Annotated in this window: 14 protein-coding genes and 1 pseudogene; 11 read left to right on the top strand and 4 right to left on the bottom strand. The window is 49.9% G+C overall.

The features are described 5' to 3' along the window. Positions 1–199: 199 nt before the first annotated feature. From pdhR to acnB, 5 genes are all read left to right on the top strand, one after another. Entirely contained in the window at positions 200–985 is a 786-nt protein-coding gene (gene pdhR / locus SYMBAF_RS03130; RefSeq protein WP_040263213.1) for a pyruvate dehydrogenase complex transcriptional repressor PdhR, read from the top strand. 136 nt (positions 986–1,121) lie between these two features. Next, entirely contained in the window at positions 1,122–3,785 is a 2,664-nt protein-coding gene (gene aceE / locus SYMBAF_RS03135; protein WP_040263211.1) for a pyruvate dehydrogenase (acetyl-transferring), homodimeric type, read from the top strand. Between the two features lie 13 nt (positions 3,786–3,798). Beyond that, positions 3,799–5,364 (top strand): pyruvate dehydrogenase complex dihydrolipoyllysine-residue acetyltransferase, encoded by a 1,566-nt coding sequence (gene aceF / locus SYMBAF_RS03140; RefSeq protein WP_040263209.1) that lies wholly within the window; start codon positions 3,799–3,801, stop codon positions 5,362–5,364. Between the two features lie 359 nt (positions 5,365–5,723). After that, positions 5,724–7,148 carry a dihydrolipoyl dehydrogenase gene (gene lpdA / locus SYMBAF_RS03145; RefSeq protein WP_040263207.1) on the top strand — a complete coding sequence of 475 codons (1,425 nt, stop codon included), beginning with the start codon at positions 5,724–5,726 and terminating at the stop codon, positions 7,146–7,148. A gap of 370 nt (positions 7,149–7,518) precedes the next feature. Next, positions 7,519–10,116: a bifunctional aconitate hydratase 2/2-methylisocitrate dehydratase gene (gene acnB, locus SYMBAF_RS03150; RefSeq protein ID WP_040263205.1), complete on the top strand. Its 2,598-nt coding sequence runs from the start codon at positions 7,519–7,521 to the stop codon at positions 10,114–10,116. 274 nt (positions 10,117–10,390) lie between these two features. Here acnB and SYMBAF_RS03155 read toward each other — a convergent pair whose 3' ends face one another. The 3 genes from SYMBAF_RS03155 to SYMBAF_RS03160 form a co-directional block, all read right to left on the bottom strand. Then, on the bottom strand, positions 10,391–11,449 hold the full coding sequence (locus SYMBAF_RS03155; protein WP_202032428.1) for an NAD(P)/FAD-dependent oxidoreductase: 1,059 nt from the start codon (positions 11,447–11,449) through the stop codon (positions 10,391–10,393). Further along, positions 11,446–11,826 (bottom strand): NAD(P)/FAD-dependent oxidoreductase, encoded by a 381-nt coding sequence (locus SYMBAF_RS17365; RefSeq protein ID WP_202032429.1) that lies wholly within the window; start codon positions 11,824–11,826, stop codon positions 11,446–11,448. Before SYMBAF_RS17365 ends, SYMBAF_RS03155 begins: the two co-directional genes overlap by 4 nt. A 75-nt stretch (positions 11,827–11,901) precedes the next feature. Beyond that, positions 11,902–13,221: an APC family permease gene (locus tag SYMBAF_RS03160; protein ID WP_152609023.1), complete on the bottom strand. Its 1,320-nt coding sequence runs from the start codon at positions 13,219–13,221 to the stop codon at positions 11,902–11,904. Positions 13,222–13,626: 405 nt separating this feature from the next. Here SYMBAF_RS03160 and SYMBAF_RS03165 point away from each other — a divergent pair. Continuing rightward, a pseudogene (locus SYMBAF_RS03165) lies at positions 13,627–14,514 on the top strand (IS4 family transposase); the annotation flags it as partial. Positions 14,515–14,577: 63 nt separating this feature from the next. Here SYMBAF_RS03165 and SYMBAF_RS18280 read toward each other — a convergent pair. Next, positions 14,578–14,769: a transposase domain-containing protein gene (locus SYMBAF_RS18280; RefSeq protein ID WP_082026825.1), complete on the bottom strand. Its 192-nt coding sequence runs from the start codon at positions 14,767–14,769 to the stop codon at positions 14,578–14,580. A gap of 614 nt (positions 14,770–15,383) precedes the next feature. Here SYMBAF_RS18280 and SYMBAF_RS03175 point away from each other — a divergent pair. The 5 genes from SYMBAF_RS03175 to SYMBAF_RS03195 all read left to right on the top strand — a co-directional run bounded on the left by SYMBAF_RS03175 (position 15,384) and on the right by SYMBAF_RS03195 (position 21,483). Continuing rightward, entirely contained in the window at positions 15,384–15,938 is a 555-nt protein-coding gene (locus SYMBAF_RS03175; protein WP_040263199.1) for a fimbrial protein, read from the top strand. Positions 15,939–16,358: 420 nt separating this feature from the next. Beyond that, entirely contained in the window at positions 16,359–18,914 is a 2,556-nt protein-coding gene (locus SYMBAF_RS03180; protein ID WP_160743751.1) for an outer membrane usher protein, read from the top strand. Positions 18,915–19,014: 100 nt separating this feature from the next. Further along, positions 19,015–19,749 (top strand): fimbria/pilus periplasmic chaperone, encoded by a 735-nt coding sequence (locus SYMBAF_RS03185; protein WP_052447631.1) that lies wholly within the window; start codon positions 19,015–19,017, stop codon positions 19,747–19,749. Positions 19,750–19,841: 92 nt separating this feature from the next. After that, complete coding sequence (locus tag SYMBAF_RS03190) at positions 19,842–20,030, top strand: hypothetical protein (RefSeq protein WP_152609022.1); 189 nt, start codon at positions 19,842–19,844, stop codon at positions 20,028–20,030. Positions 20,031–20,499: 469 nt separating this feature from the next. Then, on the top strand, positions 20,500–21,483 hold the full coding sequence (locus SYMBAF_RS03195; protein ID WP_082026824.1) for a fimbrial protein: 984 nt from the start codon (positions 20,500–20,502) through the stop codon (positions 21,481–21,483). Positions 21,484–22,035: the final 552 nt, after the last annotated feature.

A 22,035-nucleotide genomic window follows, 5' to 3' on the forward strand; every position in this document is an offset into this window, starting at 1 on the left:
TAACGTTAACGCGTAATATGGTATTACCAGCGCAGTGTTACCGTTTTGCGCTGGGCTTTGCAGTAAGAAATATGTGATAACCTGTTTTCAATCAAGGCTTATATGGACAGGGGATGAATACTTTGTTACTTTTACGGCCACGTATTTGAAATTGGTATTACCAATTGACTCCGCGCTATTCGCAGAGAAGAATTCACCCATGGCCTACAGTAAAATCCGTCAACCCAAGTTGTCAGACGTTATTGAACAGCGGCTCGAATACTTGATCTTGGAGGGAACATTGCATCCCGGCGAGAAGCTGCCTCCAGAGCGTGAGCTGGCGAAACAATTCGATGTTTCCCGCCCTTCATTGAGAGAGGCCATCCAACGTCTGGAAGCTAAAGGGCTGCTCTTGCGTCGGCAAGGTGGCGGTACCTTTGTGCAAACTAATCTGTGGCAGAGCTTTAGCGATCCGCTGGCTGAATTGCTGGCCGACCATCCTGAATCGCAATTCGATCTGCTGGAAACGCGCCACGCGCTAGAAGGCATTGCCGCCTATTACGCTGCGCTGCGCGGTACTGATGAAGATCTGGCGCGCATCCGCGATTGCCACATTGTGATTCAACAAACTCAGAAAAGCGGTGATCTCGATGCTGAAGCTGGCGCCGTTATGCAGTATCAAATCGCCGTGACTGAAGCTGCCCATAATGTTGTGTTGCTGCACCTGCTGCGCTGTATGGGGCCGATGCTGGAACAGAATGTGCGTAAAAACTTTGAATTGTTCTACTCGCGCCGTGAGATGTTGGCAACAGTGAGCAGCCACCGCGCCGGGATTTTTGAGGCGATTGTGGCACGCGAACCGGAAAAGGCGCGTGAAGCTTCGCACCGCCACTTGGCGTTTATAGAAGAAGTTTTGCTGGATCTCAGCCGGGAGCATACCCGACGCGAGAGATCGCTACGGCGTCTCCAGCAACGCAAGGATTCAGAACTGTTCTCTTCAGGGTAGGCTACGTGGAAAGTCAGTTCGAGGTACTTGGCTGAATTTGCTGCAATCAAATGATGGGCCAGTCTTCCGGTGTTTTGTCATAAAACACCGGAAGACTGGCTCCAAATAAACCATTAGATAGATAAGGAATACCACCATGTCACAACGTCTAACCAATGACGTGGATCCGTTCGAAACTCGCGACTGGCTACAGGCGATCGAATCGGTCATCCGTGAAGAGGGTGTTGAACGCGCTGAGTTTCTGATCGAGCAGCTATTGGGGGAAGCTCGCAAGGGGGGGGTGAACGTGGTGGACGGTGCTGCGGCTCACAACTACGTTAACACCATCGCGGTGGAGGATGAACCGGCTTACCCAGGTAACCTGGATCTGGAACTTCGCATTCGTTCAGCTATCCGCTGGAACGCTATCATGACGGTTCTGCGTGCTTCCAAGAAAGATTTGGAACTCGGTGGTCACATGGCCTCTTTCCAATCTTCTGCGACCTTCTACGAAGTTTGCTTTAACCACTTCTTCCGTGCACGCAATGAGAAAGATGGTGGCGATCTGGTTTACTTCCAGGGGCATATCTCGCCGGGTGTTTACGCACGTGCCTTCCTTGAAGGCCGCCTGACCGAAGAGCAAATGAATAACTTCCGCCAGGAGATTCACGGCAAGGGGTTGTCCTCTTATCCGCATCCAAAATTGATGCCGGAATTCTGGCAGTTCCCGACCGTATCGATGGGATTGGGGCCAATCTGTGCCATCTATCAGGCTAAATTCCTGAAGTATTTGGAAAACCGGGGTTTGAAAGATACCTCGGAACAAACTGTTTATGCTTTCTTGGGCGATGGCGAGATGGACGAGCCAGAATCCAAGGGTGCGCTCACCATTGCCACCCGTGAAAAGCTGGACAACCTGGTGTTTGTCATCAACTGCAATTTGCAGCGTTTGGATGGCCCGGTCACCGGTAATGGCAAGATCATCAACGAATTGGCAGGTGTTTTCGCTGGTGCAGGCTGGCAGGTGCTGAAAGTGATTTGGGGTGGGCGTTGGGATGAGCTGCTGCGTAAAGACACCAGCGGTAAACTGGTTCAACTGATGAACGAAACCCTGGATGGTGACTACCAGACCTTCAAATCCAAAGACGGTGCTTACGTGCGTGAGCATTTCTTTGGCCGTTACCCGGAAACTGCCGCGCTGGTCAAAGACATGACCGACGACGAAATCTGGGCGCTGAACCGTGGCGGTCATGATCCGAAAAAAATCTTTGCTGCACTGAAAAAAGCGCAGGACACTCAAGGCAAACCTACCGTGATCTTGGCTCATACCATCAAAGGTTACGGTATGGGGGAAACTGCGGAAGGTAAAAACATCGCTCACCAAGTGAAGAAAATGAACATGGCAGGGGTTCAGCACTTCCGCGATCGTTTTAAGGTACCGGTTGCTGATGCGGATATCGAGAAACTGCCGTATGTCACCTTCGAAAAAGACACCGCAGAGTACCAGTACCTGCACGAACGCCGTCAGGCACTGAAAGGCTACCTGCCAAGCCGTCTGCCAGAGTTTACCCAGAAGCTGGAATTGCCAGCTCTGGAAGATTTCAGCTCGCTGCTGGAAGAACAGAGCAAAGAAATCTCCACTACCATCGCCTTCGTGCGCGCCTTGAACGTGATGCTGAAGAACAAGTCGATCAAAGATCGCTTGGTACCTATCATCGCCGACGAAGCGCGTACCTTCGGTATGGAAGGTCTGTTCCGTCAGATCGGCATCTACAGCCCTAATGGCCAGCAGTACACTCCGCAAGACCGTGAGCAGGTTGCCTACTACAAAGAAGATGAGAAAGGCCAAATCTTGCAGGAAGGCATCAACGAACTGGGTGCCGCATCTTCCTGGTTGGCCGCTGCGACGTCCTACAGTACTAACGATCTGCCGATGATCCCGTTCTACATCTACTATTCAATGTTCGGTTTCCAGCGTATCGGTGATCTATGCTGGGCGGCGGGCGACCAGCAGGCGCGTGGCTTCCTGATCGGTGGTACTTCGGGCCGAACCACTCTGAACGGTGAGGGTCTGCAACACGAAGATGGCCACAGCCACATTCAGTCTCTGACTATACCTAACTGTATTTCTTACGATCCCGCGTATGCTTATGAAGTGGCGGTGATCATGCATGATGGTCTGGTACGCATGTACGGCGATGCGCCGGAAAACGTTTATTACTACTTGACCACGCTGAACGAAAACTACTCCATGCCAGCAATGCCGCAGGGCGCAGAGGAGGGTATCCGTAGGGGCATCTACAAGTTGGAGACTCTGGAAGGCAGCAAAGGCAAGGTACAGTTGTTGGGTTCTGGTGCTATCTTGCGTCATGTGCGAGAAGCGGCGCAGATCCTGGCGAAAGATTACGGTGTGGGTTCCGACATCTACAGCGTCACCTCCTTCACCGAATTGGCGCGTGATGGGCAGGACTGCGAGCGTTGGAACATGCTACACCCCACTGAAGCGCCACATGTGCCTTACATCGCTCAGGTGATGAATGATGCGCCAGCGGTAGCGGCTACCGACTATATGAAGCTATTCGCAGAGCAGGTTCGAACTTATGTTCCAGCCAGCGATTATCGCGTACTGGGTACTGATGGCTTTGGTCGTTCAGACAGCCGTGAAAACCTGCGTCACCACTTTGAAGTTGATGCATCTTACGTGGTGGTTGCTGCTTTGGGTGAATTGGCTAAACGTGGTGAAATTGAAGCCTCCGTAGTCGCTGATGCGATTAAGAAATTCGATATCAACCCAGAGAAAGTTAACCCGCGTCTGGCATAAGAGGTACAGAATAATGTCTATCGAAATCAAGGTACCGGACATCGGTGCAGACGAAGTCGAAATCACCGAGATTATGGTGAAGGTTGGCGATAAAGTTGAAGCTGAACAATCGCTGATCACTGTGGAAGGCGATAAGGCTTCCATGGAAGTGCCATCCCCGCAGGCGGGGGCGGTGAAAGAGATCAAAGTGGCGGTTGGCGATAAAACCGAAACCGGCAAACTGATGATGATTTTCGAAGCGGAAGGCGCTGTGCAGGTGGCACCCGTGGTGAAAGCAGAAGAAAAACCGACGCTGGCCCCTGCTACTGCCGCCAAAGACGTTGAAGTGCCGGATATCGGTGGCGACGAAGTCGAAGTGACCGAAGTGATGGTGAAGGTGGGTGACAAAGTGGCCGCCGAGCAGTCACTGATCACCGTTGAAGGCGACAAGGCGTCGATGGAAGTGCCTGCACCGTTTGCCGGCATGGTGAAAGAGATCCGCATCAAACCTGGCGACAAGGTGAAAACCGGTTCCTTGATCATGGTGTTTACCGTGGAAGGCGCAGCACCAGCCGCCGCCGCTCCTGCGACGAATGCGGAAGTTACACCGGCTCCGGCCAAGCAAGAAACCAAAACCGCTGCACCCGCTACTCACACCGACAGCAAAGGTGAATTCAGCGAAAACGCCGCTTATGTACACGCGACTCCGGTCATCCGCCGTTTAGCGCGTGAATTTGGTGTCAACCTGGCGAAAGTAAAAGGTTCCGGTCGTAAAGGCCGTATCCTGCGTGAAGACATTCAAGCTTACGTGAAAGACGTGATACAACGCGCTGATGCTGCGCCGGCTGCTGGGCTGCCAGGTATGCTGCCATGGCCGAAAGTGGACTTCAGCAAGTTCGGCGAGATTGAAGAAATCGACATGGGGCGTATCCAGAAAATTTCTGGTGCCAATTTGAGCCGCAACTGGGTGATGATCCCGCATGTGACTCACTTCGACAAAACCGATATTACCGATCTGGAAGTGTTCCGTAAGCAACAGAACGAAGACGCGGCCAAACGTAAGTTGGACGTGAAGTTTACCCCGGTGGTGTTCATCATGAAAGCCGTGGCAGCCGCTCTGGAGCAGATGCCACGTTTCAACAGTTCGCTGTCCGAGGATGGCCAGAAGCTGACGCTGAAAAAATACATCAACATCGGCGTGGCGGTTGATACACCAAATGGCTTGGTCGTTCCGGTGTTCAAAGATGTGAATAAAAAGGGCATTACTGAGCTTTCTCGTGAACTGATGGCCATCTCTAAAAAAGCGCGCGACGGTAAGTTGACCGCCGGCGAAATGCAGGGCGGCTGCTTCACCATCTCCAGTCTGGGTGGTATCGGGACAACTCACTTCGCGCCGATCGTCAACGCGCCGGAAGTGGCTATTCTGGGGGTTTCTAAGTCCGCAATGGAGCCGATCTGGAATGGTAAAGAGTTTATACCGCGCCTAATGATGCCAATGTCGCTCTCCTTCGACCACCGTGTGATTGACGGTGCCGATGGTGCGCGTTTCATCACCATTATCAATAACATGCTGTCTGACATCCGCCGCCTGGTGATGTAATGACCAAGGGGCGCAGTTCATAATGCTGCGTCCTTAGCGCTTCAGCAGCGTTTTGTCGGGTTTTGCATAATTAAACAAAATTGTTGAGACAGGGTTCACTCGAACACGCTTTGCAGAGTATTAACAATTCTGTAAACTGCTCGCGGTGTAAGCGTCCCGGTGGATGGAGGGCGTTATGAGGTCGGTTAATAATATGCCCAATGGATTTCAAGTGGCAGCGAGGCGAAGAGTTCGTCGTTCCTAAACGGTTTACTCAAGCAGGTGGCTGGGGTAAATGCTTGAAGCCAACAACGCTACAACTTGAAAGATGAAGGGGATAATGACGTCTGCCCCGCCGAACAATCAATTAAGAGGTCATGATGAGTACTGAAATTAAAACTCAGGTCGTGGTACTTGGGGCAGGCCCGGCAGGTTACTCTGCGGCTTTTCGTTGTGCTGACTTAGGTCTTGAAACCGTACTGGTTGAACGTTATTCCACTTTGGGTGGGGTTTGTCTGAATGTGGGCTGTATCCCTTCCAAAGCACTGCTGCATGTTGCCAAAGTGATCGAAGAAGCCAAGGCGCTGGCCGCACACGGCATCGTTTTTGGTGAGCCGAAAACTGACATCGACAAAGTTCGCGTTTGGAAAGAAAAGGTGATCACTCAGCTAACCGGGGGGCTGGCTGGCATGGCCAAAGGCCGCAAAGTGACAGTGGTCAACGGCTTGGGCAAGTTCACTGGTGCTAACACCCTGGTTGTTGAAGGCGAAAAGGGTTCAACGACCATTAACTTCGATAACGCTATCATCGCTGCGGGATCTCGCCCAATTCAATTGCCGTTCATTCCCCATGAAGATCCGCGAGTGTGGGATTCCACTGATGCACTGGCGCTGAGAACCATTCCACAGCGTTTGCTGGTTATGGGGGGGGGCATCATCGGCCTGGAAATGGCTACCGTATACCATGCGCTGGGTTCACAAATCGACGTGGTCGAGATGTTCGATCAGGTTATCCCAGCCGCAGATAAAGATGTGGTGAAAATCTTCACCAAACGCATCAGCAAGCAGTTCAACTTGTTGCTGGAAACCAAAGTGACTGCGGTAGAAGCCAAAGAAGAAGGTATCTATGTCACTATGGAAGGCAAAAATGCGCCGGCAGAGCCACAGCGTTACGATGCGGTGCTGGTGGCCATCGGTCGTGTACCGAATGGCAAACTGCTGGATGCCAACAAAGCCGGTGTTGACGTTGACGAACGCGGATTTATCAACGTAGACAAACAGCTACGCACCAATGTAGCGCATATCTTCGCTATCGGTGACATCGTTGGCCAGCCGATGCTGGCACACAAAGGTGTGCATGAAGGCCATGTTGCCGCAGAAGTTATCGCTGGCATGAAGCACTACTTCGACCCGAAGGTGATCCCATCAATCGCTTACACTGAACCAGAAGTAGCATGGGTAGGTCTGACTGAGAAAGAAGCGAAAGAAAAGGGCATCAGCTACGAAACTGCCACCTTCCCGTGGGCTGCGTCTGGCCGTGCTATCGCTTCCGATTGTGCAGATGGCATGACTAAACTGATCTTCGACAAAGAAACTCACCGTATCCTCGGTGGTGCGATTGTCGGCACTAACGGCGGTGAACTACTGGGTGAAATTGGTCTGGCTATCGAGATGGGCTGTGACGCAGAAGATATCGCGCTGACCATTCACGCTCACCCAACCCTGCACGAATCTGTGGGTCTGTCGGCAGAGATCTACGAAGGCAGCATCACTGACTTGCCAAACCCGAAAGCCAAGAAGAAGTAATGCTTGTTGGTTTGAGTCGTTAACAAGCGGCCCTGGATAGGGGCCGCTTTTTTGTGTCCGCTCTCCCAAATTCTTTGCTTCACTCGTTATACCCGTTGTAATTGTAAGTATATCATGTTGTGCTCTTCCGGCTGATTACCCGATGCGCAATGATTCAGTAAAGATTTAATGTTGCTTTTATGTGAACAAATTAACAACCGGTTTAAATCCTGTTATGCTCGCTGAGTGGAGCCGGATAATGTACCTTACAGTTTAAAATATCGGCAGCAGTGCTGCCATCAGGATAGAGAGTAAGACTATCACCGTGCACTAAACCCGGTTTGAAAAAACACTAGGCACAATAAATGATAATGAGAGCGAGGAGAACATCGTGCTAGAAGAATACCGTAAGCACGTAGCCGAGCGTGCCGCTGAGGGCATTGCCCCTAAGCCACTAGACGCCACGCAAATGGCCGCGTTGGTTGAATTATTAAAAAACCCACCACAAGGTGAAGCAGAATTCCTGTTAGATTTACTGATTAATCGTGTTCCACCAGGAGTCGATGAAGCCGCTTATGTCAAAGCAGGTTTCCTGGCGGCCATCGCCAAAGGTGAAGCGGCATCCCCCTTAATTTCCCCTGAGAAAGCCATTGAACTGTTAGGTACCATGCAGGGCGGTTACAACATTCATCCGCTGATTGATGCGCTGGAAAACGAAAAGCTAGCACCGATTGCCGTCAAAGCATTGTCCCATACACTGCTGATGTTCGATAATTTCTACGATGTGGAAGAGAAAGCCAAAGCAGGTAACCCGCACGCCAAGCAGGTGGTGCAGTCCTGGGCCGATGCCGAATGGTATCTGTCGCGCCCTGAACTGGCGGAAAAGATCACCGTTACGGTGTTCAAAGTCACCGGTGAAACCAACACCGATGACCTGTCGCCCGCGCAGGATGCTTGGTCACGCCCAGATATCCCATTGCATGCTTTGGCGATGCTGAAGAATGAACGTGAAGGCATTGTGCCAGATAAGCCGGGTAGCGTTGGCCCGATCAAACAGATCGAATTGTTGAACCAGAAAGGCTTCCCGCTAGCCTACGTTGGCGACGTGGTTGGTACGGGTTCTTCCCGTAAGTCTGCTACTAACTCTGTGCTGTGGTTTATGGGTGACGACATCCCATACGTGCCAAACAAGCGTGGTGGCGGTGTGGTGCTGGGCGGCAAGATTGCGCCAATCTTCTTCAACACGATGGAAGATGCTGGCGCACTGCCAATCGAAGTGGACGTCTCTGAGCTGAATATGGGCGATGTGATTGACGTTTACCCCTACAAAGGCGAAGTGCGCAACCACGAAACCGGCGAGTTGATCGCCAGCTTTGAACTGAAAACCGACGTGCTGCTGGACGAAGTGCGCGCTGGTGGCCGTATCCCATTGATTATTGGTCGTGGCTTGACGACCAAGGCACGTGAAGCGCTGGGCTTGCCGCACAGCGATGTATTCCGCATCGCTAAGCCGGTTGCAGCCAGCAGCAAAGGCTTCTCGTTGGCGCAAAAAATGGTTGGCCGCGCCTGTGGCGTTGCCGGTATTCGCCCAGGCGAATACTGCGAACCTAAGATGACCTCCGTGGGCTCTCAAGACACCACTGGCCCGATGACTCGCGACGAACTGAAAGATCTGGCCTGTCTGGGATTTTCTGCTGATCTGGTGATGCAGTCGTTCTGTCACACAGCCGCCTATCCGAAACCGGTCGATGTGACCACGCACCACACGTTGCCAGACTTTATCATGAACCGTGGCGGCGTTTCGCTGCGTCCGGGGGATGGCGTTATCCACTCTTGGCTTAACCGCATGCTGTTGCCGGATACCGTTGGCACCGGTGGTGACTCCCATACCCGTTTCCCGATCGGTATCTCTTTTCCGGCCGGTTCTGGCCTGGTGGCGTTTGCCGCAGCAACGGGCGTTATGCCGCTGGACATGCCTGAGTCGGTATTGGTGCGTTTTAAAGGTAAAATGCAGCCGGGCATCACCCTGCGCGATCTGGTGCACGCCATTCCTTACTACGCGATTAAACAGGGTCTACTGACCGTTGAGAAGAAGGGCAAGAAGAACATCTTCTCTGGCCGTATCCTGGAGATCGAGGGTTTGCCGGACTTAAAGGTCGAGCAAGCGTTTGAGTTGACTGATGCTTCTGCTGAGCGTTCAGCCGCCGCTTGCACCATCAAACTGGATAAGGCACCGATCGAAGAGTACCTGAATTCCAACATCGTGCTGTTAAAATGGATGATCTCCGAAGGCTATGGTGACCGCCGGACTCTGGAGCGCCGTATTCAGCGCATGGAAAAATGGCTGGCGGCTCCACAGCTTCTGGCTGGCGATGCAGATGCTGAGTATGCTGCGGTGATCGACATCGATCTGGCGGAGATCACGCAACCTATTCTGTGCGCACCCAACGATCCAGACGATGCGCGCCTGCTATCTGACGTGGCCAACAGCAAGATCGATGAAGTATTCATTGGTTCTTGCATGACCAACATCGGCCACTTCCGTGCAGCCGGTAAGCTGCTGGATCAGCACAAAGGCCCGTTGCCAACCCGCTTGTGGGTGGCCCCACCCACCAAGATGGATGCGGCTCAACTGACCGAAGAAGGTTACTACAGCATATTTGGTAAGAGTGGTGCACGCATTGAGATACCGGGCTGTTCACTGTGCATGGGTAACCAGGCGCGTGTGGCGGACGGCGCGACGGTAGTTTCTACCTCAACCCGTAATTTTCCGAACCGTCTAGGTACCGGCGCGAACGTCTACCTGGCCTCCGCAGAGCTGGCGGCGGTCGCTTCACTGTTGGGCCGCCTGCCGACGCCGGACGAGTATCAGTCCTTTATGGGGCAGGTTGATAAAACTGCGGCGGATACTTACCGCTATCTGAACTTTAACCAGTTGGGGCAATACACTGGTAAAGCTGATGGTGTGATCTTCCAAACTACAATTTAAGCCGTGCTACCCAAAATAATTCGGGTTAAGGTAAACAGCGGTAACTGAGTGGATCACCAGGGGGTTGGCAAACAAATGTCTGAGGAAACCAAGGCAACCAACACTATTGTAGTTTGAAGAAAGCTAGGCCACATTGTACAACTGCACCAAATAAAACGGGAAGCTAAGCCTCCCGTTTTATTTGGTGCAGTTGTCAATGTTGTGAGTGCTCAATAAGTTAGCAGCAACAGGAGGATTTTTTTACTCTGTCGTAACTAAACTTAATACGAGCATATTAAAATGACACCATTTTTCCAGGGGACAGCTTTGACCCCAGCTCCATCAGAGTTTTTGCAATAGGAATAGCAATAGGCGCAAGCTGTCGACCTATGATCAGTGAACGGTGTTTAATCGTGGTAAGCATAGTGAAATCATCGTTTACGCCGAGTAAGTCATCGCGTATGGCTTTCCCGATCCGAATAGTTTGGGCAATCCCATGTCCACTCCATCCATGGACGACATATATAGGGGCATATTTCCCTAGTTTTCGGGAATCTGTCGCTCCATTTAACGTCAGGTCAGTCGTCCCACTCCAGGCAAACTCTAACTCCAAGTCCTCACGTTCCGGGAAAACAGTACGTAGACGAGAAGTCAGGTAATCGACAGTTTTTTCGTCCTCCCAGCGCGTCCCTGTACCCTGTCCTCCGAAGAGAAGTCGTTCGTTCCTGACCGGGCGATAATAGTCTATCTGAAATTGAGTATCATAGACTGCTTTGCCAGTAGGTAATAATGTCCGTATTCCTCCTGCTACTGGGCTGGTTGTGCCTACGTAGGTATAGAAAGGTATTGTGGTCGAATTGTCCTGTTCCAGCAGTGTGTGTGTCGCACTGTGAACGGCCACAACCACACCACGGCGGGCGAGTAGGGTTCCTTGCGCAGTATGCACTCTGACGCCGTTTTCTGTTTCTTCAAAACGAATCACTTCACTTTGTTCATAAACGGTGCCACCGTTGGCAACAAAGCCGTAGATCATGCCACGCGCAAGCGCTAAGGAATGCACTTGCCCCCCAAGCATGTCTAAAGCACCACCATGATAAATATCAGATGTGATGTGGTCCTTGATTTCATAAGTACCCAAGATAGAGACGCTTTCATCCCCAAGGAATTTCCGGGCGTCTGCCTCTTTCACGAGTGAATTTAGGTGACCAGGGTGAATAGCGGCTGTCAGGTGACCTCTTCCGCGATCGATATCTAATCCATACCGAGACGTAATTTCATCAATCAATGACATGGACTCGCTTGAGGTAAATGTCCATAGTCTTTGTGCATCCTCATAGCTCAAATATTCAATCATGGATCCAGCTTCCCAGCGCGCAAGGCCCGGGTAAGCTGGCCACCGTTGCGGCCTGAGGCGGCAGAACCGATACGGTCTTTTTCAAGCAACACGGTTTCCACACCGGACTCTGAAAGATGGAGTGCTGCGGAAGCACCTAACAGCCCCCCTCCAATCACTACCAGTTCACACTCCCTGTCGCCTTCAAGAGCAGGGAAGGTTTCCCATGAAGAAAGTGTTGACTCGTAGTAATTAGCGGGATTTCCAGGGTCTGGATTTTCAGTTTGTTTTTTATTACGCACCCAATTCCAGTCACCGTCAATCGTATCATTTTGGGTTTGTGTGTAAATTGCGTCATTTGTTATAACTGGCTTCTTAATGGTTTTTTTAGCATGCATTTTAAATACTCAATTGATTAAACATAGCCCCTCAGGAAAACACACTGAGGGCACACATACTCGCTATCTGCAGGATTAATTATCGGAAAGAATCACCACCTTATTCGTCAGTTTGCAATAGATCAGATAAGCCAGGCCAAGCGCCGCCCATGCCAGGCCAAACACCATTGCATCTTTATCTAAATTGAACCACATCACTCCTACCGACAATAGCCCCATTACCGGCATAATAATGTTATCAATGATTTCACGAGGAGAATTAACTTGTTTTTTAACAATGGAAAACTGTATTAATACAGAGATATTTACAGAGCTGAATGCAACAAGAGCACCAAAGCTAATTAAAGAGACAGCAGTATCCAGATTAAAGAAGACAGCGGTCATGGATATTCCGCCAACAAAAAGGATGCAGTAAAGCGGGCTATGAGTTTCCGGACTTTTATATCCAAAGAATCTTTTAGGGAAAATTCTGTCACGCCCCATGATATTTAACAACCGCGCGGCACTGGCATGGGATGCCAGTGCCGAGGCAAAGGTATTAACTAAAATAGCCACCAGGAAAACAGACTGGAAGAAATAGCCGCCCACATAAAGTATAATTTCAGGCATAGCTTCAGTCGGATTTTTGAAGTGAGAGTTATCTGGGAAATATAATTGTGTAAACCAGGCGACTACAAAGAAAATAAATCCACCACTTAATGCTGTAATGAATATCGCTTTTGGAATGGCGACTTTTGCATTTCGTGTTTCACCGGATAAAGTGGTTACCGCATCAAAACCGAGGAATGAGAAACATAAAATAGCTGCCCCACTTATCAGTGGAAGGATATGCGTATTTCCGTTAAATAATGGTGCTAATGTCCAGACATGGCTGTAGCCCAGTTTATGACTTACCCCATGTATAACGAGATAGATAAATACCCCCATCAAGAATACAGGTAATCCGACAAGGATGAAGTTCAAGTTAGCCAGCAGCTTAATATTTCTGCAGTTAATGAATGTTACCAGCAGGGTGAAGGCAAAAATAAAAGTCCATGGTGGGATTTGTGGGAACAATGACCTTAAATATATTCCTGAGAGCAGGGAATTAATCATGGGGAGAAGAATATAATCGAGCAATGACGCCCAGCCAACAAGCATACCGACCTGATTACCGCAGGTGTTTTTGGCATAGGAATAGGCAGAACCTGCATCAGGGTACAATTTCACCAGGCGACCATAGCTTAGCGCAGTAAGCAGAACAGCGACCAGAGCAAGAAGATAGGCCATTGGCACACGTCCTTCAGTCACTCCAGACACTATCCCGAAGGTATCGAAAACAGTCATCGGGGTCATGTAGGCGATCCCGATAATCACAACCTGCCAAACAGAAAGCCCAGATTTAGAGCTACTCATTTTGTTATACATCCTTATCAAGTGTGTCATATAGGCAAAGACTATGACGGAGTGAGAGAATTTTATTACCCTAACCTAAATTTATGCCAGTCAATGATGAAATATGCATAAAATTCTATGTTTTATGTAAATGCTTTTTAATTTTACAACGTAACTTACTAATTAATATTGAAAAAACAAAAAATGGCTGTAAATTAAAACGTCACACCAAAGAGATATAAAAATCCAAAAATTATAATCCGATCAAAGAAAATAATCATACTTACTTTATGATTATTATTTTTTTCAAGATATTATAATTATAATTGTAATGGGAGGCAACCCCTGAGGTATCCCCAGAAAAAGTGACAGGCACAGAAATTTATGATCTTATTGATTGTGCAACCAATTCAACGAGATATCCCTATGCCTGCACGTTCATTACGCCAGAAATTTTTTTAAGAATATACTTGCATCTCTGCACTGTTATCGCCAACAGGCACTCATCGACGCTACGAATGCAGTAATTAATGGCGCTTCTCTCACCCTTACAGTATTGGCCGTTATTTACCTGGATATGCCAGCGTTAAACATAAAATTAAGCGCGTTGATAGGCTGTTAGGTAATCAACATTTACACGATAAAATGGATTGTATTTTTCAAAAAATCACACAACATATTACCCATAATATGTCCAGGGTGATCAGTCTGATCGACTGGAGTGGTTATCACTCTGCTAATTTTCAGCTTCTGAGGGCTAGCCTGGCCTATGATGGTCGCTCGTTACCCTTATTACCCTTAATGAGTTGTGTTGCGTCCTCATCACAGTGAGGTAGCCTGAGTGTGCATGAACATTTTCTTGATACACTCGCAAAGTGTTTCATTCCGAAGACTGAAGTTATCATTATTACCGATGCTGGTTTTCAGGGACACGGGTTCCGGCTGATCCGTTCCCGGGGATGGATCTTTCTCTGCCGGGTGCTGGGAGCACAGTACCACAGCATTAATGGTGAATGGGAAAAGGTAAAAGACATCAACAGTAAAGCTTCGCTTACGCCATCTTATCTCGGACAAGGTCTTCTGGGACGAGATAAAAATGCGCGGTATCAAGGTTATTTTTATCTTTATAAAAGCAAACCGAAGGGGCAAAAATTTAAGCGTGCGAAGGACAAAGCAGCACGTGCAATGGTGACTAAAAAAGCACGCTGTGCAGGAAAATCACCGTGGCTGACATTTACAAATACAACGGAGTTTTCACCGAAGCAGATTATGAAACTGTATAGTCGCAGAATGCAGATTGAACAAAACTTTCGGTATTTTAGGTGTATCCAATGTTTGCCAGATCACACCGCCTACAGCAAATAGGTTAAGCCCTTGTCAGACCAGATGTCGAGCCTGCTCGTTCCAGTGTTGTTGGGTGATATCGAAAATTTCCCTGATGGCGGCTTCGCCAAGTGTCTTACGCCTCCGAATAATCGGACGGGTGGCGATAAAGTGCGTGCCAGAGCAATCGACAGTCTTCATGAGATTAACGATCTGGAAGAGAGGGCGCTGGTTGAATACCGCCATACCGATAGCCGATTTCTGTCGATCCCGCGCCCGCAGTATACATGCGGCGTGAGCCTGGCTGCGCAGTAGGCAGGCCTAAGCTTCTTGGGAGGGCGCAAGTCTGGCTGTACTTATCCGACGCCCCTAGGTTTTGCAGCAGGGCCATCTGATTTACATTGGCATTTGGGGCATTTTTACATCGGTACTGACTGGTCGCCACAGGAAACCCTCAAATAGCGATAGATTAATATAAAATTTTACCGATTGATTTTACCATATTGATAGTAATTAACTATTTCATTTCTCTTTATTAGCCTTGTTGATTTGTTTTTTTTTGTTTAGAATGCCCCTCATATTTCGAAAGGCACGATAAGAGTTAAGATCGATAATAACCAAATTAATTTTGCGGGGGGAGCTGTTTCTCCGCAGTAATATTATTTTTCAGCCTTATGTAGATATATTAATACTCATTTGTTAATAAATGGGTTTCTTTAAAGTTTAAAAGTCTACTCATAACGCGTGGCTTTATATACGAATTTTCATGAGATGTTCCTCCACTATTTTGCTGGAACGGGGGAAGCTCGTCTCGTTTTCAATATATTGCATCAATGTATTTTATCAAGAGGAAAAATTTAATGAAATTGAATAATCGCTCAGCCGCTGTAGTATTGGGTTTCGTATTAGCCAGCAGTGCTGCTTCTGCTGCTGATCCAGCTCCTGCTCCTGGTAGCCAGGGTCAGGGTACGGTGACCTTTAAAGGCTCTGTTATTGATTCACCTTGCTCTATCACCTCTGAAACAGCGAACCAGACTGTTGATATGGGCCAGATCTCAAATTCAGCGTTGAAGAAAGCCGGTAAGTCAACTCCGCGTCCTTTCTCTATTAAGCTGGAAAACTGCGATGTTTCTTCATTGACGAATAAAACCGTTACCGCCACCTTTACCGGCACCGCGTCTAAAGCACAGCCGACAAACCTGGCGTTAGTTGGCCAGGTATCTGGAGCAGCGCTGGTTATCACTAACGGCGATGGTGCCTCTGTCAGTCTGGGTAGCCCAACACAGCCAACCTCTGTTCATAATGGTAACAACACGCTCTCTTACGCTGCATACCTGCAAGGTGATTCTGAGAAGGTGGCTATAGTACCTGGTGATTTCTCTTCGGTTGCTAACTTCACTCTCGCCTACCAGTAAATCCAACAACATCGTGACAGGCGCGGCTGCGCGCCTGATTTACTGATATTTGCAGTTATCAACGGAGAGGGAAAAGCGGTGGAAGCAGGTCATAAATTCTGCTTTTTACTATGCTGATATCTGCAACTGTGTTCTGACCCCGCTAAAGCCGGGTCAGCATAGGCTATCCAAGTTTAGTGCCACTTTCGAGGCTCGACCACAAACGACAGCTTGTTTGCAGGCTACAGAGAGCAGAACTGTAGGACTACAACTTGCTGATACCAATGGCAATCTCGCCGATCCCGGTCAGCCTTTAGCCGTTGGCAAACTGCAACCTAGTAATGTAAATCTTGAATACATGCTGTGCCTGGTCAGCCATCGCCAGACGTTGCTTGCCAGCTCCTACGCTGGCATTATTCGATCCAAGTTGGGCTATTAATAATGAATGTCTATCGCTATTTTGCTGTACGCCCCCTTTCAGCGTTGCTGGCTTTAGTTACATTGGTTAATAATCCGGCGTGGTCTGTACAGACAATCGAGTTCAATACTGATTTTCTGGACGTCAAAGACGGCAGAAAAATCGATCTTAGTGATTTCTCCCGGGCTGATTACCTGATGCCGGGGCAGTATCAGATGGTTGTCAGGATCAACAAAAACGAATTGCGCGAGCAGAACATCACGTTTATGCCGCCCGAAGACGATCCCAAGGGCAGTGTGCCCTGTCTGACATCGGATTTGGTCAAACAGCTCGGATTTACCGCCGCTGCCTCCCGGGAATTACGCTGGTGGAAGAACGGGCAGTGTCTGAAGTTAGATTCTCTGAAAGGGATGTCCGCACGCGGTGATTTGGGTAGCTCATCGCTATACCTTAACGTGCCGCAGGCGTATCTAGAGTACGTCGCTGATAACTGGGATCCCCCCTCACGCTGGGATAACGGAATCAGCGCGTTGCTGTTCGATTACAACCTTAACGCCCACACCAGCCACATAACAAAAGGTCACGACAGCCAGACTCTTAGCGGTAATGGCACCACCGGGTTTAACCTCGGTGCATGGCGTTTGCGTGCTGACTGGCAGGGAAATTACGATCGTTCGACCAAAAAAGGCAACAGCAGCAACAACTGGGATATAAGCCGCTACGATGCTTATCGGACGATTGCCGCACTGCGTGCCAAGCTGCGATTGGGGGAGAGCTACCTGAACTCTACCGTCTTTGACAGCTTCCGCTTTCTTGGTGCTAGCCTGGTTTCCGACGACAATATGCTACCACCCAATCTGCGCGGCTACGCGCCTGAAGTCTCCGGCGTGGCCAAAACCAATGCAAAAGTAACGATAAGCCAGCAAGGGCGCGTGCTCTATGAAACAACCGTACCTTCCGGGCTGTTTCGTATTCAGGATCTCAACTCGGTTACCTCCGGTACGCTGGACATAAAGATCCAGGAACAGGATGGAACCAGTCGTACCTTCCAGATCAGAACTGCCAACGTTCCCTATCTGACCCGTCCGGGCCAACTGCGATACAAATTAGCATTGGGTAAACCCTCTCACTTGAAGCATAACACCCAGGGAACGGGTTTCGCCACCAGCGAGTTCTCTTGGGGGCTCAATAACAGTTGGTCACTATACGGTGGGGCTATGCTGGCAGCAGACTATAACACTGCGGCTGTGGGGGTTGGGCGCGACTTATTGTCGCTCGGTGCGCTGTCGTTTGACGTGACCTGTTCGCGTGGCACCCTGCCACAACAGGGCATGCTGAGTGGCCGTGCATTCCACCTGAGCTATTCAAAACGGTTTGACGAGTATGACAGCCAGGTGACTATTGCCGACTATCGTTTCCCTGATCGCAATTATCTGAGCATGGGGCAGTATCTCGATACACGCTATCATGGTAATAACCACGGTAGCAGTAAAGAAATTTTCACTGTCACCTTTAATAAGCAGTTCCCGGATATGGGCATCAGTTCCTATATCAACTATAGCCATCGGACTTACTGGGATCTTCCGGCTAACGATAGCTATAATCTGTCCTTATCTCGCTATTTCAATGTTGGACGTGTGAGTAATGTCAGTATCAACCTTTCGGCCTATCGCAACCTTTATAACAACCATATTGATGATAGCCTGTTACTCAGCCTGAGCGTGCCGTGGGGCAACACCGGTAGCCTGACCTATGACGGACACTACAACCGCAGCGGTAGCAGCAATAGCAACGGTAGCAGCAATATGGTGGGCTATTCTGATCGTATTGACGATAACAACTCGTACAACGTCAAGAGCGGTGTCGCACAACAGGGGCGTGGAACGGCCAGTGGCTACTTTACCCATGACGGTGATATGGCACAGTTGATCGCGAATGCCAGCTACGAGAGCGGACAATACTCCTCGGTAGGGCTTGGTTTACAGGGGGGGATCACTGCAACGCTGCAGGGTGCCGTGATGCATCGGATTAATGCGTTGGGAGGCACTCGAATAATGGTGGATACCGACGGAGTCAACGATGTCCCGATACGTGGCTATGGCGGTATTAGCCACAGCAACCGTTTCGGTAAAGCGGTTAGCAGTGACGTGAACAGTTACTATCGCAACAGCCTCTCGGTGGATATCAACGCTCTGCCAGATAATGTTGATGCCACGCGTTCAGTGGTGCAGGCCACGCTCACTGAAGGTGCCGTTGGCTACCGCCGCTTTGGCGTGATTTCTGGAGAAAAGGCGATGGCTACCATCAGGCTAACCGATGGATCCGCCCCCCCCTTTGGTGCCACCGTGGTGAACAAAAAACGCTACCAAACCGGGATTGTTAACGATAATGGTAGTGTGTGGATAATCGGTATTAAACCCGGAGAGACAATGCACGTACTTTGGGATGGCAAAACGCAGTGTGCCATTTCTCTGCCCGAACGGTTACCGCCGTTGACCAGCAACCTGCTGCTGCCGTGCAACGCAGTCCGAAGCAACGTGGCAGCAGATGCTGCTGCGGAAAAAGAGAATGGTCTGTAAGTGTCGGCCAAATAAAAGATGACGTGCACCGGGTTAAGCTCCTTTCCCTGGTAAAAGCTAATGAGGTGATAAATTGAGCAAAACAGTGATAAAACTTTTGATGGCAGCGGCCATGGCGACTGCCACCCTGCTTACGGGCGTACAGCAAGCCAGCGCGGCCATTGCTCTCGATCGCACCCGCATAATTTTCGGTGGCGAAAATCACTCTACTAGCCTGAATCTCAGTAATCAGAATAGAGAACTGCCCTACCTGGCGCAGGGATGGATTGAAGATGACAAAGGGAATAAAATTGAGTCTCCCCTGATGGTACTTCCCCCCCTGCAACGTGTGGAGCCGGGGGGAAAAAGCCAGGTAAAAATCCAAGCTACCCCAGCGGTGAATGCGCTGCCGCAGGATCACGAATCCCTGTTTTACTTCAATTTGCGTGAAATTCCACCACGCAGTGAAAAACCTAATATGCTGCAAATTGCACTACAGACCCGCATCAAGCTGTTCTTCAGACCCGCTAAACTGCAAGCGGGCCAGAATGGTTACAGTGGCCTTTGGCAGCAAAAGCTGATGCTGACGCGGGAAGGTGATAAGTATCGCATAACCAACCCAACACCCTACTTCGTCACAATTGTCGCGGCACAAACCGCTCAGAGCAGGGAAGATATCGCTAGCTTTAATCCGCTGATGATTGCTCCACAGAGTTCAGCGCTGCTTAACCTGAGTGCGAAAGCCCTCGGCAGCAGTCCGGTGCTCACCTATATCAACGATTTTGGCGGACGTCCGAAGCTGATATTTAACTGCAACGCAGCTACCTGTAACGTGAAAGAGAACCTGCCAGGCTAAGTAGAACGCTGGCTGAGGCTGGCGGATAGTTAACGGGCAACACAGATGGGGTGTGGGCACCAGCCCACGGTGCCATTCCGGAGGAGAGAACGATGGCAGGAACTGGGCATCAGGAAGTCTGTCACAGGCGATGCATCGTCAGGTCAGGTGCGATTGCCGTGCTGCTATACCCGGTGAAAGCGCAGGCCGGGCATGTTAACCTAGAATCAGCACGTCAGGAATTGGACATAGGTGCTACCCCCTGTCGAGCCGGAAACACGTTGGCGTTCGCGGCACGCTAGTCGCCTTCAGCCTTACCTGCGTCACTGCACAATGGTGGGAGAAAGCCCGCAGAACCGCCTATGGGTATGAGATCCCCAGCAGTCGGTGGTGACGCTAAGAATCTATCCCATTAGGCTAGTTTATTTGCCATTTTGGCCCTGGGCAGTGCTCACTATCCTCATGGGTTTCCCTGTACGCTGCGGTTGTTGCGCGCTGTCTGTGTCCAAACTGGCGGCAATAGGGATAGGCACTAAGTTTTATTGGCAATAGCGACCTGCAACAACTGGCACTGATGCAATTCAACGGTGTCTCCGGCATCGTTCTGTGTGTTCTGGACGATCAGAGTCGCGATGCCCGCCAGGGGGGAGCCGTAGGCTCCCCAGTTTTACCCCGTGAAATGCGCAACTGACCTACTACGCTGTGCCACTCCGGCAACACCGAACGCCGGGGAGCCTAGGCGGTCATTAATTTCAGACCGAGCTATGAGTAATGGAAAAACCGATGCGATTTATCCGATTAACGACACGTATTATCCCCGGCCTTCTTGCTACTGCTTTATTATTCTTTTTCAGCTTTAAAACATCGGCATATACCTGCCACAATAAGCAGACTGGGAAAATCCTCAAGGGGGGAGATTCATCGGTCACCGTGCCAATAAGCCGAACTGTTACGCCTGGTGAACAGGTGATTATTGATATTGGGAAGTATTACGAATGTAAAAACGATCTTCCGCGTTACTACAACGACTATATGTATACCCAGGACAATGCCTCGTCTACCACTCTACCTCCCGAATTTGAAACCGGGGCCTATATTAACGGCGGAAAATACAGCTTTCCGCTACCGGAGGTAAACGTTCTTACCCTGCCGAAAGGGGGCGATGGCAACTACCATATTGTCCCGATACAGGTGTTTTATACGATGAAAGAGGACCCCGGCAAGATGGTAAAAATCAGCAAAGGAGAAACGCTGGCTATCCTGAAGTTGCATAAATACGCCACTACAACCGGCGGCCCGATAGATCCACAATACTTTACTTGGAATATTGTCGCCGATAATGACGCCATCTTTACCTCGGGAAGCTGCGAAATCAACAATGGCCGCAATATTGATGTTGATTTTGGCCGTGTCAACAGATGGTCGCTGATCAGCGACAGTTCTGACAGCCAGTTCAGAAGGCAGGTGGACGTCCCTTATAACTGTACGAACCCGGTATCAATGTCGATCGCTATTACGCTTTCGGCTGACAGAGCCACATTCTCCAATGATGCGATTAAAACCTCCAATGACAATCTTGGTGTACAGATGTTCGAGAATGGCCAGTTGGTGAAACCGGGGGATTCAGTACATACGCAACTGGTCAAGGGTATCGGCAGCAGCCAGTTTGAGTTTGTACTGATTAAAAATGCTAACAGTACGGTAAACACCGGCGATTTTACTGGCAGAGCGGTGTTGGTGATGAGTGCGGATTAGCTCTTTTGGGGCGGGCTAACGTTTAGCATCAATGAAAGCACACTGAGCCAGGCACGCTGAGTGACGACGATGGCCGACAGGGCAGGTTTTGCTGGATGCTCCTGGGGTCTGGGTTTTGGCGATACGATCGACCGGTAGGCCACCACCGAGTGCAATGTTCAGTCCGAGGGAACTGAATGCGTTCAACCTTCGTGCTGCGATTATCGCCCAGGCGTATTGGTGTACCATGGCCTAAGGCTCTCTCAATGGCCGTAATGGGGGAGCCAATCTTAAGCCTTCTTGACAATCGCGCACCCCATGCCGTTGAAAGCCATACTAACCTAACGCCGCGCTTTCGGGTTTCATCGGTGTAGGAAAGCTGGAGGACGGGCAGCGATAGAGCTAAGGCCATTTCGCTAAACATCATCTTAATGGCAGCGAGGACAAAAAAACAGTAACGGCATCTACAGGGAAACCTCAAATAGCAGCATACCCTATCATCCTCCTCATTGAAGGCATTACCCGATAAAGATACCCTGTGCACTTTTGGTCATAAACGATGACAGAAGAGAA

This window comes from Serratia symbiotica, assembly GCF_000821185.2.
GTDB classification, from domain to species: Bacteria; Pseudomonadota; Gammaproteobacteria; order Enterobacterales; family Enterobacteriaceae; genus Serratia; species Serratia symbiotica.

Bases quoted from the DNA above. Each gene is read 5' to 3' on its own strand.
- aceF (WP_040263209.1), top strand. From the start codon at position 3,799: ATGTCTATCGAAATCAAGGTACCGGACATCGGTGCAGACGAAGTCGAA.
- SYMBAF_RS03155 (WP_202032428.1), bottom strand. From the start codon at position 11,449: ATGATTGAATATTTGAGCTATGAGGATGCACAAAGACTATGGACATTT.
- SYMBAF_RS03175 (WP_040263199.1), top strand. From the start codon at position 15,384: ATGAAATTGAATAATCGCTCAGCCGCTGTAGTATTGGGTTTCGTATTA.
- aceE (WP_040263211.1), top strand. From the start codon at position 1,122: ATGTCACAACGTCTAACCAATGACGTGGATCCGTTCGAAACTCGCGAC.
- SYMBAF_RS03160 (WP_152609023.1), bottom strand. From the start codon at position 13,221: ATGAGTAGCTCTAAATCTGGGCTTTCTGTTTGGCAGGTTGTGATTATC.
- SYMBAF_RS03185 (WP_052447631.1), top strand. From the start codon at position 19,015: ATGGCAGCGGCCATGGCGACTGCCACCCTGCTTACGGGCGTACAGCAA.
- pdhR (WP_040263213.1), top strand. From the start codon at position 200: ATGGCCTACAGTAAAATCCGTCAACCCAAGTTGTCAGACGTTATTGAA.
- SYMBAF_RS18280 (WP_082026825.1), bottom strand. From the start codon at position 14,769: ATGGCGGTATTCAACCAGCGCCCTCTCTTCCAGATCGTTAATCTCATG.
- SYMBAF_RS03190 (WP_152609022.1), top strand. From the start codon at position 19,842: ATGGCAGGAACTGGGCATCAGGAAGTCTGTCACAGGCGATGCATCGTC.
- lpdA (WP_040263207.1), top strand. From the start codon at position 5,724: ATGAGTACTGAAATTAAAACTCAGGTCGTGGTACTTGGGGCAGGCCCG.
- SYMBAF_RS03180 (WP_160743751.1), top strand. From the start codon at position 16,359: ATGAATGTCTATCGCTATTTTGCTGTACGCCCCCTTTCAGCGTTGCTG.
- SYMBAF_RS03195 (WP_082026824.1), top strand. From the start codon at position 20,500: ATGGAAAAACCGATGCGATTTATCCGATTAACGACACGTATTATCCCC.
- SYMBAF_RS17365 (WP_202032429.1), bottom strand. From the start codon at position 11,826: ATGCATGCTAAAAAAACCATTAAGAAGCCAGTTATAACAAATGACGCA.